General features: G+C 72.8%; 18 protein-coding genes. 14 read left to right on the plus strand and 4 right to left on the minus strand.

Translation table 11 applies throughout. The features are described 5' to 3' along the window. The first annotated feature begins 3 nt into the window (after positions 1–3). The 6 genes from cydB (at position 4) to AC1DT4_RS11380 (ending at position 7,194) form a co-directional block, all read left to right on the plus strand. Positions 4–1,068: a cytochrome d ubiquinol oxidase subunit II gene (gene cydB / locus AC1DT4_RS11355; RefSeq protein ID WP_477089893.1), complete on the plus strand. Its 1,065-nt coding sequence runs from the start codon at positions 4–6 to the stop codon at positions 1,066–1,068. Beyond that, the gene (locus tag AC1DT4_RS11360; RefSeq protein WP_477089894.1) at positions 1,065–1,832 is read left to right on the plus strand and encodes a glucose 1-dehydrogenase; all 768 of its coding nucleotides are present in this window, start codon (positions 1,065–1,067) and stop codon (positions 1,830–1,832) included. Before cydB ends, AC1DT4_RS11360 begins: the two co-directional genes overlap by 4 nt. A 10-nt stretch (positions 1,833–1,842) precedes the next feature. Beyond that, positions 1,843–3,393: a GMC oxidoreductase gene (locus tag AC1DT4_RS11365; protein ID WP_477089895.1), complete on the plus strand. Its 1,551-nt coding sequence runs from the start codon at positions 1,843–1,845 to the stop codon at positions 3,391–3,393. 27 nt (positions 3,394–3,420) lie between these two features. Continuing rightward, a complete protein-coding gene (locus AC1DT4_RS11370) occupies positions 3,421–5,289 on the plus strand; it encodes a glycoside hydrolase family 15 protein (RefSeq protein ID WP_477089896.1) in 1,869 nt (622 codons plus the stop codon). Continuing rightward, on the plus strand, positions 5,286–6,596 hold the full coding sequence (locus AC1DT4_RS11375; RefSeq protein ID WP_477089897.1) for an NAD(P)/FAD-dependent oxidoreductase: 1,311 nt from the start codon (positions 5,286–5,288) through the stop codon (positions 6,594–6,596). The genes AC1DT4_RS11370 and AC1DT4_RS11375 overlap by 4 nt, the downstream gene beginning before the upstream one ends. A gap of 106 nt (positions 6,597–6,702) precedes the next feature. Beyond that, positions 6,703–7,194 carry a VOC family protein gene (locus tag AC1DT4_RS11380; protein ID WP_477089898.1) on the plus strand — a complete coding sequence of 164 codons (492 nt, stop codon included), beginning with the start codon at positions 6,703–6,705 and terminating at the stop codon, positions 7,192–7,194. Positions 7,195–7,218: 24 nt separating this feature from the next. Here the strand turns inward: AC1DT4_RS11380 and AC1DT4_RS11385 are convergent, their stop codons facing one another. Together AC1DT4_RS11385 and AC1DT4_RS11390 are read right to left on the minus strand one after the other, a co-directional pair. Further along, on the minus strand, positions 7,219–8,094 hold the full coding sequence (locus AC1DT4_RS11385; RefSeq protein ID WP_477089899.1) for an LLM class F420-dependent oxidoreductase: 876 nt from the start codon (positions 8,092–8,094) through the stop codon (positions 7,219–7,221). A gap of 74 nt (positions 8,095–8,168) precedes the next feature. Then, positions 8,169–9,023: a UbiA family prenyltransferase gene (locus AC1DT4_RS11390; RefSeq protein WP_477089900.1), complete on the minus strand. Its 855-nt coding sequence runs from the start codon at positions 9,021–9,023 to the stop codon at positions 8,169–8,171. A gap of 104 nt (positions 9,024–9,127) precedes the next feature. On the opposite strand from AC1DT4_RS11390, the gene AC1DT4_RS11395 reads away from it, so the two are divergent. The 3 genes from AC1DT4_RS11395 to AC1DT4_RS11405 are packed head-to-tail and all read left to right on the plus strand — an operon-like array spanning position 9,128 to position 11,760. After that, entirely contained in the window at positions 9,128–10,201 is a 1,074-nt protein-coding gene (locus AC1DT4_RS11395) for a type III polyketide synthase (RefSeq protein WP_477089901.1), read from the plus strand. Beyond that, positions 10,202–10,726 carry an isoprenylcysteine carboxyl methyltransferase family protein gene (locus AC1DT4_RS11400; RefSeq protein ID WP_477089902.1) on the plus strand — a complete coding sequence of 175 codons (525 nt, stop codon included), beginning with the start codon at positions 10,202–10,204 and terminating at the stop codon, positions 10,724–10,726. It abuts the gene before it with no gap. Then, positions 10,723–11,760, plus strand: coding sequence for an NAD(P)/FAD-dependent oxidoreductase (locus AC1DT4_RS11405; RefSeq protein ID WP_477089903.1), 1,038 nt, complete (start codon positions 10,723–10,725; stop codon positions 11,758–11,760). The genes AC1DT4_RS11400 and AC1DT4_RS11405 overlap by 4 nt, the downstream gene beginning before the upstream one ends. 3 nt (positions 11,761–11,763) lie before the next feature. Here AC1DT4_RS11405 and AC1DT4_RS11410 read toward each other — a convergent pair whose 3' ends face one another. After that, positions 11,764–12,471, minus strand: coding sequence for an SDR family NAD(P)-dependent oxidoreductase (locus AC1DT4_RS11410; RefSeq protein ID WP_477089904.1), 708 nt, complete (start codon positions 12,469–12,471; stop codon positions 11,764–11,766). Positions 12,472–12,593: 122 nt separating this feature from the next. Between AC1DT4_RS11410 and AC1DT4_RS11415 the strand changes: the two genes are divergently transcribed. Next, a complete protein-coding gene (locus AC1DT4_RS11415; protein ID WP_477089905.1) occupies positions 12,594–13,454 on the plus strand; it encodes a helix-turn-helix transcriptional regulator in 861 nt (286 codons plus the stop codon). 18 nt (positions 13,455–13,472) lie between these two features. Here the strand turns inward: AC1DT4_RS11415 and AC1DT4_RS11420 are convergent, their stop codons facing one another. Further along, positions 13,473–13,940 carry an NUDIX hydrolase gene (locus AC1DT4_RS11420; protein WP_477089906.1) on the minus strand — a complete coding sequence of 156 codons (468 nt, stop codon included), beginning with the start codon at positions 13,938–13,940 and terminating at the stop codon, positions 13,473–13,475. 182 nt (positions 13,941–14,122) lie between these two features. On the opposite strand from AC1DT4_RS11420, the gene AC1DT4_RS11425 reads away from it, so the two are divergent. From AC1DT4_RS11425 to prpB, 4 genes are read left to right on the plus strand one after another with little or no spacing between them, the layout of a single operon-like run. Next, complete coding sequence (locus AC1DT4_RS11425) at positions 14,123–14,575, plus strand: S-ribosylhomocysteine lyase (RefSeq protein ID WP_477089947.1); 453 nt, start codon at positions 14,123–14,125, stop codon at positions 14,573–14,575. Beyond that, positions 14,572–15,291 (plus strand): 5'-methylthioadenosine/S-adenosylhomocysteine nucleosidase, encoded by a 720-nt coding sequence (gene mtnN, locus AC1DT4_RS11430; protein ID WP_477089907.1) that lies wholly within the window; start codon positions 14,572–14,574, stop codon positions 15,289–15,291. Before AC1DT4_RS11425 ends, mtnN begins: the two co-directional genes overlap by 4 nt. A gap of 28 nt (positions 15,292–15,319) precedes the next feature. Next, complete coding sequence (locus AC1DT4_RS11435; RefSeq protein ID WP_477089908.1) at positions 15,320–16,846, plus strand: MmgE/PrpD family protein; 1,527 nt, start codon at positions 15,320–15,322, stop codon at positions 16,844–16,846. Next, positions 16,846–17,739, plus strand: coding sequence for a methylisocitrate lyase (gene prpB, locus AC1DT4_RS11440; protein WP_477089909.1), 894 nt, complete (start codon positions 16,846–16,848; stop codon positions 17,737–17,739). The genes AC1DT4_RS11435 and prpB overlap by 1 nt, the downstream gene beginning before the upstream one ends. Positions 17,740–17,744: the final 5 nt, after the last annotated feature.

A 17,744-nucleotide genomic window follows, 5' to 3' on the forward strand; every position in this document is an offset into this window, starting at 1 on the left:
CCGATGACCCTGCCCGACCTGTGGTTCCTGATCATCGCGTTCCTCTGGACCGGGTTCTTCGTGCTGGAGGGGTTCGACTTCGGCGTCGGCATGCTGCACAAGGTCGTGGGCCGCACCGACACGGAGCAGCGCGTGGCGATCAACGCGATCGGGCCGTTCTGGGACGGCAACGAGGTGTGGCTGATCGTCGGCGCGGCGGGGATCTTCGCCGCCTTCCCGGGCTGGTACGCCACCTGGTTCTCCGCGATGTACCTGCCCTTGGTGCTGCTCCTCGTCGCGCTCATCGCCCGCGGGGTCTCGTTCGAGTTCCGCGGGCGCATGGACGCGACGCGGTGGCGGCAGACGTGGTCGTGGAGCCTGACCCTCGGCAGCCTGCTGTGCCCGCTGCTCCTCGGCGTCGCGCTCGGCAACCTGCTGGCCGGCCTGCCGGTCGACTCCACCGAGGAGTTCACGGGCTCGGTCGCCGACACGGTGACGGGCTACGGCCTGCTCGTCGGGCTCACCCTCACCGCGCTCTGCATCCTGCACGGGGCCACGTTCCTCGCCATGCGGACCACCCAGGACGTGCGCGCCCGGGCGCAGCGCGCCGCGAGCGTCGCGCTCGTGCCGGCGGTCCTGCTCCTCCTCGCCTTCGCCGTCGCCACCCCCGCCGTGTCCGGTGCCCCCGCGGTCCGCGGCGTCGTGCCGCCGGTGCTCGCCGTCGTCGCGGTCCTGGCCGCCGCCCTGCTCGTGCGGGCGCACCGGGACGGCTGGGCCTTCACGGCCACGGCGGTCGCGATCGCCCTGACCGTGGTGACCCTGTTCGCCAACCTCTACCCGAACGTCCTGGTGTCCAGCACGTCCGCCACCGACAGCCTGACGGTGACCAGCGTGGCCTCCGGCGAGTACGCGCTCAAGGTCATGACGATCGTGGCCCTGGTGCTGGTGCCGCTGATCCTGCTCTACCAGGGCTGGTCGTACTTCGTCTTCCGCCGCCGGATCGTAGGCCCGCCGACGACGGAACCATCTGAACCACCGGACCCCACCACGGGTCCGTCCGCACCCCTCGACGAAGGAGCACTCAGATGAGCCTGCACGGGAAAGTAGCGGTGGTCACGGGCGGCAACAGCGGCATCGGCAAGGCCGTCGTGCTCGCCCTCGCCGAAGCCGGCGCGAACATCGTCATCGACTACGTCACGCACCCGGAGGCCACCGAGGAGCTGGAGAAGCAGGTGCACGCCCTGGGCGACCAGGCGATCGGGGTCGACGCCGACGTCAGCAAGGTGGCCGACCTCGAGATGCTGGTGGCGCGCACCGTCGAGGCGTTCGGGCACCTCGACATCATGGTGAACAACGCGGGCATCGAGACGCGCACGTCGGTGCTCGACACCACCGAGGAGCAGTACCAGCGCGTGATGGACATCAACCTCAAGAGCGCGTTCTTCGGCACGCAGATCGCCGCCAAGCAGATGATCAAGCAGGGCACCGGTGGCCGGATCATCAACATGACCTCGGTGCACGAGGACTGGCCGATGCCGGGCAACACGGCCTACTGCCTGTCCAAGGGCGGCATGCGGATGCTCACGCGGACCGCCGGCGTGGAGCTCGGACCGCAGGGCGTCCAGGTGGTCGGCGTGGGACCGGGCGCCGTCGCGACGCCGATCAACACCGCCACCATGAACGACCCGGAGAAGATGAAGACGCTCGACGCCGCGATCCCGCTGGGCCGGATGGCCGAGCCCTCGGAGATCGCCAGCCTCGTCGCGTTCCTCGCCGGCGACGGCGCGTCCTACCTCACCGCGACGACGGTCTTCGCCGACGGCGGCATCATGCACAGCAGCCCGGGTCTGTGAGGCGGACGAGATGACCGAGCACTACGACGTCGTCATCATCGGGTCGGGCGCGGGCGGCGGGACCCTCGCCCACCGGCTGGCCCCGTCGGGGAAGACGATCCTCCTCCTCGAGCGGGGCGACTGGCTCCCGCGCGAGCCCCAGAACTGGGACGCGACGGAGACCTTCGTCAAGAACCGGTACGTCTCCCAGGACACCTGGTACGACCATCAGGGGAAGGCCTTCCAGCCGCAGGTGCACTACAACGTGGGCGGCGCGACGAAGTTCTACGGAGCAGCGCTGTACCGGCTGCGCGAGAAGGACTTCGGCGAGCTCCAGCACCACGGCGGGATCTCGCCCGCCTGGCCCGTCGCCTACGACGAGTTCGAGCCGTACTACACCCAGGCCGAGGAGCTCTACCAGGTGCACGGTGCACGCGGTGAGGACCCCACCGAGCCGCCGTCGAGCGGCCCGTACCCGTTCCCGCCGGTGTCGCACGAACCTCGCATCCAGAAGCTCTTCGACGACATGACGGCGATCGGCCTGCACCCGTTCCACTCCCCCTCGGGCATCATGCTGAACGAGGCGAACCCGGCGTACAGCCCGTGCATCCGTTCCGCGACGTGCGACGGCTTCGCGTGCCTGCTGCACGCCAAGTCCGACGCCGAGGTCATCGCGGTGCGGCCCGCGGTGGAGCACTCGAACGTGACGCTGGTCCGCAACGCGGAGGTGCGCCGGCTCGAGACCGACGACTCCGGGCGGACGGTGACGTCGGTCGTCGCGGACGTCGAGGGCGTCGAGCAGAGGTTCTCCGGCGACGTCGTCGTGGTCTCGGCGGGCGCCGCCAACTCGGCGAAGCTGTTGCTGGCGAGCGCCAACGACCGACACCCGAGCGGTCTGGCCAACGGGTCCGACCACGTCGGCCGGCACTACATGTTCCACAACAGCAGGGCGTTCCTGGCGATCTCGATCGAGCGCAACGACACCCGGTTCCAGAAGACGCTCGGCGTCAACGACTACTACTTCGGCGACGAGAGCTTCGCGTTCCCGATGGGCAACGTGCAGATGGTGGGCAAGTCGTCCGCGCCGATGTACCGCGGCGAGAAGTCCATCGCCAAGCTCGCGCCGCTGTTCGCGCTCGAGGAGGTCGCGGAGCACGCGGTCGACTTCTGGCTGTCGGCCGAGGACCTGCCCGACCCCGACAACCGCGTGACCCTGGGCAACCACGGCGACATCGTGCTGTCGTACACCCCGAACAACCGGCAGCCGCTCGACGAGCTGTACAGCCGGGTCAAGCACCACCTGGGGCACCTCGGGATGCACCCGCACCACCTGGTTCCCCGCGACCTGTACATGAAGAACGACATCCCCGTCGCCGGCTGCGCGCACCAGGCGGGCACCGTCCGGTTCGGCGACGACCCGGCGACGTCGGTCCTCGACCGCAACTGCCGCACGCACGAGGTGGACAACCTGTACGTCGTCGACACGAGCTTCTTCCCCAGCATCGGCGCGGTGAACCCGGCTCTCACGGCCATGGCGAACGCGCTGCGGGTGGGTGACCACCTGCTGGCGCGCCTCGGCTGAACACACCCACCCGACCAGGAGGAACCCATGGACTCGAACAGCCCCGACTCGCCCTTCCCGCCGATCGCCCAGTACGCCTTCCTCTCCGACTGCCACACCGGGGCGCTCGTGGCGCCGGACGGGTCGATCGACTGGCTGTGCGCACCGCGGTTCGACAGCCAGAGCGTGTTCGGCAGCCTGCTCGACCGCGGCGCCGGGTACTTCCGGTTCGCGCCGTACGGGATCAACGTGCCGACGTCCCGCGCGTACGACCCCGGCACCAACGTGCTCGTCACCACGTGGCACACGCCGTCGGGGTGGGTCGAGATCCGCGACGCGCTCACCATGGGCCGGCGCGACGCGCCCGACGAGACGACGCCCCACACGCGTCCGCCCGCCGACGACGACGCCGAGCACGTGCTGGTGCGGACCGCCACCTGCCTCGAGGGCTCCGTGCGGATCGAGCTCGTGTGCGACCCGGCGTTCGACTACGGCCGGAACCGGGAATCGTGGTCGCTCGCCGCCCCGGGTGCCCACACGGCGGACATCACCGGGTCGGGGCTGTCGATGCGCCTGAACACCGACCTCGCGCTCGGCGTCGAGGGTGACTCGCTGCGCGGTCGGCACGAGCTCACGGCGGGCGAGACGGTGTTCTGCTCGCTGTCCTGGGCGGCCGACCTCGACGGTCCGACCGACGCGCAGGACGCCGTCGCGCGCATCGCGGCGACGCGGGACTTCTGGCGCCGCTGGCTGGGCCGGGCCCTGATGCCCGACCACCGCCTCCGGCCTTACGTCGAGCGCTCCGCCCTGGTGATCAAGGGCCTCACCTACATGCCGACCGGGGCCACGGTCGCCGCGCTCACCACGTCGCTGCCCGAGACTCCCGGGGGCGAGCGCAACTGGGACTACCGGTACACCTGGATGCGCGACTCGACGTTCACCCTGCAGGCGCTGCACTACCTGCGGCTGGACTGGGAGGCCGACGAGTTCATGCAGTTCGTCGCCGACGTCGAGCCCGACGAGGACGGCGCGCTGCAGATCATGTACGGCATCGACGGCCGGCGCGACCTCACCGAGACCACCCGCGACGAGCTCACCGGCTACCAGGGCGCGCGCCCCGTCCGCCTCGGCAACGGCGCCTTCGACCAGAAGCAGAACGACGTGTACGGGTCGGTGCTGGACTCGATCCTGCTGCACACGCGGCGCAGCGAACGCCTGCCCGCCCGGCTCTGGCCCATCGTCAAGGCGCAGGCCGAGTGTGCCGCCGCGATCTGGCAGCAGCCCGACCAGGGCATCTGGGAGGCCCGCGGCAAGCCGCAGCACTACGTCTCGTCGAAGATCATGTGCTGGGTCGCCATGGACCGCGCCGCCCAGCTGGCGGGCATCCGCGGGGAGCCGGAGCTCGAGGCCAGCTGGGCCGCCACCGCCGAGCAGATCAAGGCCGACATCCTCGAGCACGGCGTCAGCGAGCGCGGCGTCCTGCGGCAGCACTACGAGACCGACGCGCTCGACGCCTCGACGCTGCTCGCCGCGCACTTCGGGCTGCTGCCGGGCACCGACAAGCGGCTGCACGCGAGCGTCCTCGCCATCGCCGACGAGCTCTCCGAGAACGGGTTCGTCCTCCGCTACAAGACCGACGAGACCGACGACGGGATGTCCGGCAAGGAGGGCACCTTCGTCATCTGCTCGTTCTGGCTGGTCTCCGCCCTCATGGTCGTCGGGGAGAGGCAGCGCGCTCTCGACCTCATGGAGCGCCTGCTCCGGATCGCGTCCCCGTTCGGCCTGTACGCCGAGGAGTTCGAGGTGGACGCCGCGCGGCACCTGGGCAACATCCCGCAGGCGTTCTCGCACCTCGCCCTGATCGAGGCCGCCGCCCGGATCATCCTCGCCGAGCGCGTCCAGGAGATGTCGCTGTGACCGATGTGCTGGTGCTCGGCGGGGGCCTGGCGGGCGTCGCCGCCGCTCAGACCCTCGGCGAGGCCGGCGTGCACGTCACCCTGGTCGACCGCGCCGACTACCACCAGTTCCAGCCGCTGCTCTACCAGGTGGCCACGTCGCAGCTGCCGGCCGAGGACATCGCACGGCCCCTGCGGACCATCTTCGCCGACGCCCCGTCGGTCGACGTGGTCGTCCAGGGCGTCGCGGAAGCCTCGCTGGCGGACCGCACCCTCGTCCTCGACGACGGCCGCTCGCTGTCCGCGGACCACCTCGTGATCGCCGCCGGCGGGCGGCCGAACTTCTTCGGCATCCCCGGCGCCGGCGAGCACGCGTTCCCGCTCTACTCGGTGGCCGACGCCGAGCGCCTCCGCCGGCACCACCGCGCGCTCGTGGTCGAGGAGAGCGCCCACGCCAGCGGACTGCACGCGCGTGACGTCGTCGTGGTCGGCGGGGGGCCCACCGGGGTCGAGGTCTCGGGCGCGCTCGCCGAGCTGATCGCGGCCCTCAAGGCGCACGGCCGGCTGCCCGACGACGTCCGGGTGCACCTGGTCGACCGCGGGGACGCGGTGCTCGGCCAGTTCTCCTCGCGCGCGCAGGGCTACGCCCACCGCCACCTCACGGAGGCCGGGGTCGAGCTCCGGCTGGGGACGGGGGTCGCCGCCGTGCACGCCGACCGGGTCGAGCTGGACGACGGGACGACCCTGCCGACGGCGACGGTCATCTGGGCCGGCGGCGAGTCCGCCTCGCTCATCGCGCAGGCCGCGGGCGAGAGCACCGGCCGCGGGGGGCGGATCGACGTCCGGCCGGACCTCGGCGTCGAGGGGTTCCCCGGGGTGTGGGCCGTCGGCGACGTGGCGAACATCCCCTCGGGGCCCAAGGACGGGGCACCGACGCTCCCCCAGCTCGGCTCCGTCGCTCAGCAGTCCGGGCGCTGGGCCGCGCAGAACATCCTGCGCTCCGAGCAGGGTGACCCGCTCGCGCCGTTCCACTACAAGGACAAGGGCATCATGGCGATGATCGGGCGCAACGCCGCGGTCGCCGAGGTGGGCGCCCACCGCCACGAGGTCGACGGGCCCCTCGCCTTCGCCGCCTGGCTCGGCGTCCACGCGATGCTGCTCAGCGGCGTGCACAGCCGCACCGACGCCTTCCTCAGCTGGGCGTGGGACTACTTCGACCGCGACCACGCCGCCACGGTCGAGTCGCACGACACGCCCCGGCGGATCGCGTGGGGCGACGACTCCGACGACGTCCCGCACATCGACCTGACCAGACCCGCGACGGACTGAGCGGGACCTTCTCGCACCGCCTGTGTCGAGATCCACGACGCGGCTCCGACCACCTCGTGAAGGACGCGAGGCACCGGGCCCGCGTCACCGCACCGGAGGTACCGAGATGCAGACCATCAGCCCGTTCCTGTGGTTCGACGACCAGGCCGAGCAGGCCGCCGAGCGCTACGTGTCGATCTTCCCGAACTCCCGCATCACCGCGGTCGCCCGCTACGGCGAGGGCGCGCCGCAGCCGGCCGGCACGGCGATGACCGTGAGCTTCGTCCTCGACGGTCTCGAGCTCCAGGCGCTCAACGGCGGCCCGCTCTACTCCTTCACCGACGCCTTCTCGCTGCAGGTGTCGGTGCCCGACCAGGAGGAGACCGACCGGGTCTGGGAGGCGCTCGTCGCCGACGGCGGCGAGCCGGGCGCGTGCGGCTGGCTCAAGGACCGGTGGGGCCTGTCCTGGCAGGTGATCCCGACCGCCCTGCCGGAGCTGCTGAGCGATCCCGACCCCGCACGCGCGAACCGCGCCCTGAACGCGATGTTCACCATGAGCAAGATCGACGTCGCTGCGCTGCGGTCGGCGGCGGACGACGTCAGCGTCTCGCCGGCGTAGCCGCCCCCGGGTGCGGGACCCGCGTCAGCCGAGGTCGGCCACGGCCGGCACGGCGGGCGCGACGTGGTCCCGCACCCACGCGGAGAGGCTGGTGGCCGGCGGGCGCAGGATCACGGTCTCGACGCCCAGGCCCGCGTACGGCGTCATCTGGTCGACGAAGGTGGCGACGTCGCCGGTGAGCAGCGAGTCGCCGCCGTGCAGCAGGGTCACGCGGATCTCCGCCGGGTCCCGGCCGAGGTCCTCGCAGTGGCCCCGCAGGACGTCGAGCTTGTGGGCGACCTGGTCGGGCGTCGTCGCGAAGAGGTTGCACGCGTCGCCGTACTGGGCGACCAGCCGCAGCGTCTTGCGCTCGCCGCCGCCCCCGATCAGGATCTCGGGCCGCGTCAGCGGCAGGGGCGAGCAGAGGGTCCGCGCCAGCTGGTAGTGCGTGCCCTCGTACGGTCCGTCGTCCGCGGGGTCCCACATCTGGCGGACGATCTGCAGCGTCTCCTCGAGCCGCTCGAACCGCTCGCCCAGCGGCGGGTACGGCACGCCCATCGCGAGGTGCTCCTCCTCGTACCAGGCAGCGCCGAGGCCGAGGGTCGCGCGGCCGCCGCTGAGCACGTCGAGCGTCGCGCCGATCTTGGCCAGCAGGCCCGGGTGCCGGTACGTGACGCCGGTGACCAGCACGCCGAGCTGCACGGTCGAGGTGACGCCCGCCAGGTAGCCCAGCGTGGTGTAGGCCTCGAGCATCGGGTCGTCGGCCGGGAAGCCCGCCGCGACCATCTGGAAGTAGTGGTCCATGACCGACACCCAGGCGACCCCGGCCTCCTCGGCCGCCGACGCCGTGTCGGCCAGCTCCTGGCGCAGGGCGGAGGGCTCGACCGAGTCGAACCGCATGAGGTGGACGCCAACGCGCACGGGGGGCTCCTTCGACGGGTGCTGTTGCTCTGCACCCTGCCCCTTCGAGCGCGCTCGAAGTCAAGCCGGGCGGGCTAGTGGACCACCCAGTCCGACAGGATCAGGAGCACGACGTCCACGGCCGCGACCGCGATCGCGAAGGTGAACGGCAGCCGGCTGCGGCCCCCGCTCAGCGCCAGGACCGTGCCGACGATCGTCAGCCCGACGGCGAGCACGAGCACCCCGGCCGCGGCCGCCCGCGGGGGGCCTGCGGGGGCGAGGACGAGCACCACCGTGGCGGCGACCAGCGCGAACGCCGTCCCGATGCTCGTCGCCGGACCGCCCACCCGGTGCGGGAGGCCACTGACCCCGGTCGCGCGGTCGTCCTGCAGGTCGGGCACCACGTTGGCGCCGTGCGCGCCGATGCCGAGCAGCGCACCGGCCACCATCGCCCACCACGCCGCGACCGGCGCCCCGGGCAGGGCGAGGGCGATCGCCAGGGGCAGGAAGCCGAACGAGAACGCATAAGGGGCCCACGACCACACGGTGCTCTTGAGCCGCAGGTTGTAGGCCCAGGCGGAGGCGACGGTCGCCAGGTGCACCAGCCCGGCGCGCCAGCCCAGGGCGAAGGACAGGACGACGCAGGCCGCGGCGGCGACGAGTGCCGCGGTGCGGACCGTGGACACCTCCAGGCGACCTGTGCCGACGGGCTTGTCGACCCGGCCGACGGCCGCGTCGCGGGCGGCGTCGATCCAGTCGTTGGACCACCCGACGGACAGCTGGCCGGCCAGGATCGCGGCGCCGACGAGGACGGTCGTGCGCGCCGGCGCGCCCGCACCCGCGGCCATCGCGACGGAGAACGCGGTCACGGCGACGGTCGGGCCCGGGTGGCAGGCCAGGGCCAGGTCGACGGCGCGGGTGCGCCGCGGGTGCTCGGTCAGCTGGCTCACCTCCGCGGGGATCGCGTCATCGTCGCAGGTCCGGCGCCCGTCACCCGGGGTGAAGGAGGCCGCAAGCCGCGACGGACCGCGCAGCCGCATGGCACGATGCCCGAATGGTGCGCATCGCCTCGATCGCCCCGGTCCTGCCCGGGCACGTGCATGCCCAGAACGAGATCACGGCGGCGATCGCTCCCCTGCTCACGTCCGACCCGCGACGGCGCACGACGATCGACCGGATCCACGCCTCGACAGGGATCGCGACGCGGCACCTGGCCCTGCCCCTCGACGAGTACGCGGGCCTCACCACCTTCACGGCCGCCAACGACGCCTTCGTCCGCGAGGGCACCCCGCTGGCGGCCGAGGCGTGCCGCCGGGCCCTGGCCGCGGCCGGGCTCACGGCGTCCGACGTCGACTTCCTGCTCTTCACGTCGATCACGGGCATCGCGACCCCGTCGCTCGACGCGCTCCTGGTCGAGCGCCTCGGACTGCGCCCGGACGTCAAGCGCATCCCGGTGTTCGGCCTGGGCTGCGTCGGCGGCGCCGCGGGGATCGCCCGCGTGCGCGACTACCTGCAGGGCCATCCCGGCGACGTCGCCCTCCTGGTCTCGGTCGAGCTGTGCTCGCTCACCCTGCAGCACGGCGACGCCTCCATGGCCAACATCGTGTCGAGCGGGCTGTTCGGCGACGGCGCGGCGGCCGTCGTCATGGTGGGCGACGACCGCGCGGCACAGGTCCCGGGCGGGGTCGACGTCGTCGACACCGCGAGCGCCCTGTACCCCGACACGAGCGACGCCCTCGGCTGGGACATCGGCGGCAGCGGCTTCCGGATCGTTCTCGCGGCGAGCCTCGCGGACATCGTCGAACGGCACCTCGGGGCCGGCGTCGTCGACCTGCTCGCCGCGCACGGCCTCAAGGTCGCCGACGTCGAGACGTGGGTGGCGCACACGGGCGGCCCGAAGATCCTGCAGGCCGCGGCGCGCACGCTCGACCTGCCGGACGAGGCGTTCGCGGCGAGCTGGCGGTCGCTGGCCCGGGTCGGGAACCTCAGCTCGTCGGGCGTGCTGCACGTGCTGGCGGACGAGCTGGCGGCGGGCGGCCAGATCCCCGGCTCGGCCGGCGTGCTGTTCGCCATCGGCCCCGGCGTGTGCACCGAGACCGTCCTGCTGCGCTGGCCCGAGGAGCCGTAGGTGATCCCGTACGACTGGCTGATCGTCGTCGTCGCGCTCGAGCGCCTGGCCGAGCTCGTCGTGTCGCAACGGCACGTGACCTGGGCGTTCGCGCACGGCGGCATCGAGACCGGCCGACGGCACTATCCCCCGATGGTCGCTCTGCACACCGGCCTGCTGGTCGCGTGCGTGGTCGAGGTGCACGTGGCCGACCGGCCCTTCCTGCCGGCGCTCGGGTGGACCGCGCTGGCCTTCGTCGTCGCCGCGAACGCGCTGCGGTGGTGGTGCATCGCGACGCTCGGCAACCAGTGGAGCACCCGCGTGATCGTGGTCCCCGGCGCGGCCCTGGTCCGCCGCGGCCCGTACCGCTGGCTCAGCCACCCGAACTACGTCGCGGTCGCCGTCGAGGGCGCCGCGCTCCCCCTGGTGCACACGGCCTGGGTCACCGCGCTGGCGTTCACCGTGCTCAACGCCGTGCTGCTGCTGGGCTTCCGCATCCCCACCGAGGAGCGCGCTCTGCGGTCCGTGGACCCCGCAGCCGCATGACGCCCGATGCCGACCTCCTGGTGATCGGCGGCGGGCCGGTCGGGCTCGCGGTCGCCATCGAAGGTCGGCTGGCGGGGCTGTCCGTGATCGTCGTCGAGCCCCGCTCCACGCCCGTGGACAAGGCGTGCGGCGAGGGCCTCATGCCGGGCGCGGTCGCCGCCCTCGCCCGGCTCGGCGTGCACCCGGAGGGGCACGTGCTCAGTGGCATCCGCTACCTGCGCGGTCCGCGGGTGGCGGACCACCTCTTCGCGACGAGCCCGGGGCTCGGTGTGCGCCGGACCGTCCTGCACGCGGCCCTGGCGGAGCGCGCGGCGGAGCTCGGCGCCGTCGTCGTGCCGGGCCGCGGCGGCGCCGTCGAGCAGGACGCCGACGCGGTCTGGTGCGCCGGCATCCGCGGCCGCTGGCTGTTCGCGTGCGACGGCCTGCACTCCACCATCCGACGCCAGGCCGACCTGACCGTCGACCGCCGCGGGACCGGTCGGCGGTTCGGGGTCCGCAAGCACTTCCGGGTGGCGCCCTGGACCGACCTGGTGGAGGTGCACTGGGGCCGGTCCGTCGAGGCCTACGTGACACCCGTCGCTCAGGATGTGGTCGGGGTCGCGCTGCTCGGGCCGGCGCACCACGACTACGAGGGCACGCTGGCCTCGTTCGCGGCCCTGCGCCACCACCTCGGCGACGCCGAGACGCTGGGGCCCGCCCGGGGGGCCGGGCCGCTGCACCAGCAGTCCCGCCGCCGGACCGCCGGCCGGGTCCGGCTGGTGGGCGACGCGTCCGGCTACGTCGACGCGCTCACCGGGGAGGGCGTGCGCGTCGGGCTGGCGCAGGCGCACGCAGCGATCAGCACGCTCGACGAGGACGTGGCCCGCTCCAACGCCGCGTACGAGAAGGCGTGGACGGCGGCCACCCGCGACTACCGGGTGCTCACCAGCGGGCTGCTGGCCGCCGCGAGCTCACCCCTGCGGCGCGGCATCGTGCCGCTGGCCGCCGGGGCGCCGCGCCTGTACGGGACGATCGTGGAGCGCCTCGCGCGCTGAGACTCACCAGGGCACGGCGCCCGACCGGTCGGTGAACGTGCCGGTGGGCGCGCCCGGCTCGAGCGTGGCGGCCGCGACCACCGCGTCGGTCCCCTCCTGCACGGTCTGCGTGCCGCGGAACCCGTTGAGCGCGGTGCCCGTGTAGCCGGGGTCGACGGCGTTGACCTGGTAGCCGGGCAACGACTTCGCGTACTGCGAGGTGATCATGTTGAGCGCGGTCTTCGACGAGGGGTACACCAGCCCGTGCAGGGTCGACTCCAACCGGGCGGGGTCGGTGGTGATGCCGAGCGACCCCATGCCGCTGGACACCATGACGATCCGGGGCTGCGCGGAGCGGTCGAGCAGCGGCAGGAACGCGTGCGTGGTGCGGACGGGTCCGAGCACGTTGACGCCGTAGACGCGCAGGAAGTCGGTGGCGGTCGTCTCGCGCGGCGCGAGCATGCCGCCGCTGATGCCGGCGTTGTTCACGAGCACGTCGAGGCGTCCGCTGTGCTCGTCGACCGTGCGGGCGGCGGCCTCGACCGACGCGTCGTCGGTGACGTCGAGCTGGACGGCGCGGACGTCGCCCGCGATGTCGTCGGCGAGCCGGGCGCCCAGGTCGACGTCCCGCGCGCCGAGCCAGACGGTCCAGCCGAGCTCCGCCAGCCGGCGGACGGTCTGCGTGCCGAGTCCTTGGGTGGCCCCCGTGACGAGGGCGATCGTGGTGGTCATGCCCCTACGGTCGCCCCGACCGGCGCGTCCATCCAGTGCCGGCGCACCCTAGGACCGGCGGTACCCGGCTGAGGCCCGGCTGCGGCCCGCCCTCGGCCCTGACCGTGGGGCATCCTGGACCGATGGACCGCTCCGAGCTCGCGCAGGTGCTCCGGCGCGCCCGCACCGCGCTCTCGCCGCAGGACGTCGGGCTGCCCGCTGGCTCGCGTCGGCGGGTGCCCGGCCTGCGTCGCGAGGAGGTCGCGCAGCTGGCGGGCGTGAGCGTCGACTACGTGGTGCGCCTCGAGCAGGGCCGCGGTCCGCACCCGTCGCCGCAGGTTCTCACGGCTCTGGCGCGCGCCCTGCGGATGGACGACGACGCCCGCGCGGAGCTGTTCCACCTGGCCGGCAACGCGCCGCCGCTGCCCGGCCGGGTCGACGAGCACGTCCGGCCGAGCGTGCAGCGACTGCTCGACCGGCTGGACGACCTGCCGACGATGGTGCTGAGCGCCCGCGGCGACATCCTCGCGTGGAACCCCCTCGCGTCGGCGCTGCTGGGCGACTGGTCGCAGATCCCGCGGCGCCAGCGCAACATCATCTGGCAGCGGTTCCTGGGCACGCCCGACCCGCGGCGCAGCCGGGTGGCGATGGGCGACGAGGAGCGTGAGGCGACCGCGGCGCAGTCCGTCGCGAGCCTGCGGGCGACCGCCGCCCGCTACCCGCAGGACCCGTCGGTCCGGGAGCTGGTCGGCGAGCTGCGCCGGCGCAGCGAGCGGTTCGACGAGCTCTGGCGGGCCGGTGGCTCGTCGACCAGCTGGCCCTTCCACCGCAAGACCATCGAGCACCCGAGCCTCGGGCTGCTCACGCTCGACTGCGACTCCCTGCACGTGCCGGACAGCGACCAGACGGTGATCGTCTACTCGGCCGAGCCGGGTACCCCCGACGCCGACGCGCTGGCGCTGCTCCGGGTGCTCGGCACGCAGTCGATGACCACGGTCGGCTGACTCGGGGCACAGGCTGACTCAAGCCACGAAGACGGCCGGACCCTCGGGTGCCAGCGCCCGGGCGATCCGCGCGTGCATCTCCTCCGACATCGGCGGCAGCGCGTCGAGGGCGAACCAGCCGGCCTCGGTGTTCTCGCCGTCGTCGGGAAACGGCTCGCCGGAGACGTACCGGAACCGGAACGTGAGATCCAGGTACTGGGCGCGGTCGCCGTTCGCGTAGACCATCGGCGGCAGCACGTGCACCCACACCAGGCGCTCCGGGACGGCGACGACGGACGCCTCCTCCAGCACCTCGCGCGCTCCGGCGACGGCCGGCTCCTCGCCCGGGTCGACGATCCCGGTCACGGGCGTCCACTCGCCGTTGTCCGCGCGCCGGACCAGGAGGAGCTCGTCTCCGCGGAGCACGACGGCGGTCACGCCCGGCAGCCACAGGAGGTCGTGGCCGACGTTCGCGCGCAGGCCTAAGACGTACTCGGGGATCGCCACGCGCTCAGGCCTCGCCGTCGAGCTGGGTCCGGGCGGGTGCTCGGACGACCGTGCCGTTCATGGGTCTCCTCCCGACCAGACGGTCCGGCGACCGTATCGCGGGTGCACCACGCCACCTCGCCGGCAGGGGACAATGGGCGCGTCGCCGATCGAGAAGGACCTGTGCCGTGAACCAGCCCCGCATGAACGTCGAGTCGTTCAACCTCGACCACCGGACCGTCGCCGCGCCCTACGTGCGCCTGGCCGACACCAAGCACCTGCCCGCCGGAGACGTCATCCAGAAGTACGACGTCCGGTTCACGCAGCCGAACGTCGCGCACCTCGAGATGCCGACCGTGCACTCGCTCGAGCACCTGTTCGCCGAGCACTCGCGCAACCACTCGGACCGCGTGATCGACTTCTCCCCGATGGGCTGCCAGACCGGGTTCTACCTGATCCTGCAGGGCGAGTGGGACTACGACGACGTGCTCACGCTCGTGGAGGACACCCTCACGGACATCACCACGGCGACCGAGGTGCCGGCCGCGAACGAGGTGCAGTGCGGCTGGGGCGCCAACCACACGCTCGCGGGTGCGCAGGACGCGGCTCGCACGTTCCTGGGCGCGCGCGACGAGTGGGAGCACGTGACCGCGTGATCGCCGTCGACGCGGTCATCGTCACCGCGATGCCCGACGAGTCCGCGGCGTTCCTGGCGCGGGCCGACGTCGTCGGCGACCCCACCCAGATGGGCCACGCCGTGCACCGGCTGCTCACCATCTGCGGCCGGCAGGTGCTGCTCGTGGAGTGCGGCATCGGGCTGGTGAACTCCGCGACGGCCGCGGCCGTGGCCATCCAGGGCACGCACCCGCGCGCGGTGATCAGCGCCGGCAGCGCGGGCGGGGTGGGGCTCGACGTACGCGTCGGCGACGTCGTCGTCGGCTCCGAGTACGTCTACTCCGGCGCCGACGCCCGCGCCTTCGGGTACGAGCTGGGCCAGGTCCCGGGCATGCCCGAGGTGTACGAGGCCGAGCAGATCCTGCACGACGCCGCGGCCACCGCGGGCGTCGACCTGCGGGTGCTGTCGGGCACGGTGCTGTCCGGCGACGCGTTCATCGACGCCACCCGGATCGACCGGATCCGTGCGGCGTTCCCCACCGCGATGGCCACCGACATGGAGTCGGCCGCGCTGGCCCACACCGCCCACCTCTACGGGGTGCCGTTCCTCTCCGTCCGGGGCATCTCGGACCTCTGCGGTCCCGTGGCCGGCGCCGACTTCCTCACGCACGTGGACGACGCCGCGGACCGGTCCGCCGCCGTCGTCATCGAGGTCCTGCGACGGCTCGCCGTCGGGGACATGGCCCACGCCCGCTGACCGTCAGAACTCACAAGGAAGTGATCCGATGACCGTGAACCACCCTGTCCGCGTGCACCCGAGCGCCGACCGCCTGGCCCGTGCCGACCAGCTGGCCTGGGCCATCGCCGAGGTCGCCGCCGACCCCGTCGAGGTGCCGGACGCGGTGGTCGACATGATCATCAACCGGGTCATCGACAACGCGGCGGTGACGGTCGCCTCGCTCACCCGCACCCCGCCGTCGGCGGCCCGGGCCCAGGCGCTGGCGCACCCGTACGCCGGCGCCAGGCACGGCGCGACCGTGTCCGGCGTCGCGCCCACCACGCGGGTCAGCCCCGAGTGGGCGGCGTGGGCCAACGGTGTCGCGGTGCGTGAGCTGGACTACCACGACACGTTCCTCGCGGCCGACTACTCCCACCCCGGCGACAACATCCCGCCGATCGTCGCGGTCGCGCAGCACGTGGGCAGCGACGGAGCCGCCCTCGTCCGCGCCATCGCCACGGGCTACGAGATCCAGGTGGACCTGGTCCGGGCGATCAGCCTGCACAAGCACAAGATCGACCACGTCGCCCACCTCGGCCCGTCGGTGGCCGCCGGCCTGGGCACGCTGCTCGACCTGTCGCCCGAGGTGATCTTCCACGCCGTCGGCCAGGCGCTGCACACGACGACGGCCACGCGGCAGTCGCGCAAGGGCGAGATCTCGTCGTGGAAGGCCTACGCCCCGGCGTTCGCCGGCAAGGTCGCCATCGAGGCGGTCGACCGGGCGATGCGCGGCGAGACGTCGCCGACCCCGATCTACGAGGGCGAGGACGGCGTCATCGCGTGGATGCTGGACGGACCGGACGCCGCGTACGACGTCCCGCTGCCCGCGCCCGGCGAGGCCAAGACGGCGATCCTCGACACGTACACCAAGGAGCACTCGGCGGAGTACCAGTCGCAGGCGCTCATCGACCTGGCCCGGCGCCTGCACGGCGAGCGTCCGGACCTCACGGACCCCGCGAACGTCGAGTCGATCGTCATCCACACGTCGCACCACACGCACTACGTCATCGGCTCGGGCGCCAACGACCCGCAGAAGTACGACCCGACCGCGTCGCGCGAGACGCTCGACCACTCGATCCCGTACATCTTCACGGTCGCGCTGCAGGACGGCGCCTGGCACCACGTCGACTCGTACGCGCCGGACCGCGCGGGCCGCGCCGACACCATCGCGCTGTGGCTCAAGGTCACGACGACCGAAGACCCCTCCTGGACGGCCCGGTACCACTCGACCGACCCCGCCGAGAAGGCGTTCGGCGGCCGCGTCGTCATCACGACGACGACCGGCGAGGTGGTCGAGGCCGAGATCGCCGTGGCGGACGCCCACCCGCTGGGCGCCCGCCCGTTCGCCCGCGAGCAGTACGTCGCCAAGTTCCGCACGCTGGCTGTCGGCGTGCTCGACGAGGCGGAGATCGAACGGTTCCTCGACGTCGCCCAGCGCCTCCCGCACCTGGCCGCCGACGAGCTCGCCGGTCTCACCGTCGTCGCCCCTGCAGGCCTGCTGGACACCGTGAGCACCCCGGAAGGACTCTTCTGATGCTGTACGCGACCACCACGGCGGCGGACAAGCGTGTCGCCCTGCGCGAGCGCCTTGCGTCGGGCCGTCTCCTGCGCCTCCCCGGCGCGTTCAACCCGCTCTCGGCCCGGCTGATCGAGGCCAAGGGCTTCGACGGCGTATACATCTCGGGCGCCGTGCTGTCCGCGGACCTCGGCCTGCCGGACATCGGGCTCACGACGGCCACCGAGGTCACCCTGCGCGCGGGGCAGATCGCGCGGATGACCGGACTGCCCGCGATCGTCGACGCCGACACCGGCTTCGGCGAGCCCATGAACGTCGCGCGGACCATCCAGGGCCTCGAGGACGCCGGCCTGGCCGGCTGCCACATCGAGGACCAGGTCAACCCGAAGCGCTGCGGTCACCTGGACGGCAAGGCCGTGGTCGACGAGGACACGGCCCTCAAGCGCATCAAGGCCGCCGTCGACGGGCGTCGCGACCCGAACTTCCTCGTGATGGCTCGCACCGACATCCGCGCGGTCGACGGGCTCGCCGCCGCGATCGACCGCGCGAAGGCGCTGGTCGACGCCGGCGCCGACGCGATCTTCCCCGAGGCGCTGACCAGCCCCGAGGAGTTCGCCGCCGTCCGCGCGGCCGTCGACGTGCCCCTGCTGGCCAACATGACGGAGTTCGGCAAGGGCGAGCTGCTCACCGCGCAGCAGCTCGAGGACATCGGCATCAACATCGTCATCTACCCGGTGACGCTGCTGCGCCTGGCGATGGGCGCCGCGATGCGCGGCCTCGACGAGATCCTCGCCGAGGGCACGCAGGCCGGGCTGCTGGGCCAGATGCAGACCCGGGCCGAGCTCTACGAGCTGCTCGACTACGAGTCGTACGGCAAGTTCGACGCGAACGTGTTCAACTTCAAGCTCTGACCAGC

This window comes from Cellulomonas sp. P4_D11, assembly GCF_056401915.1.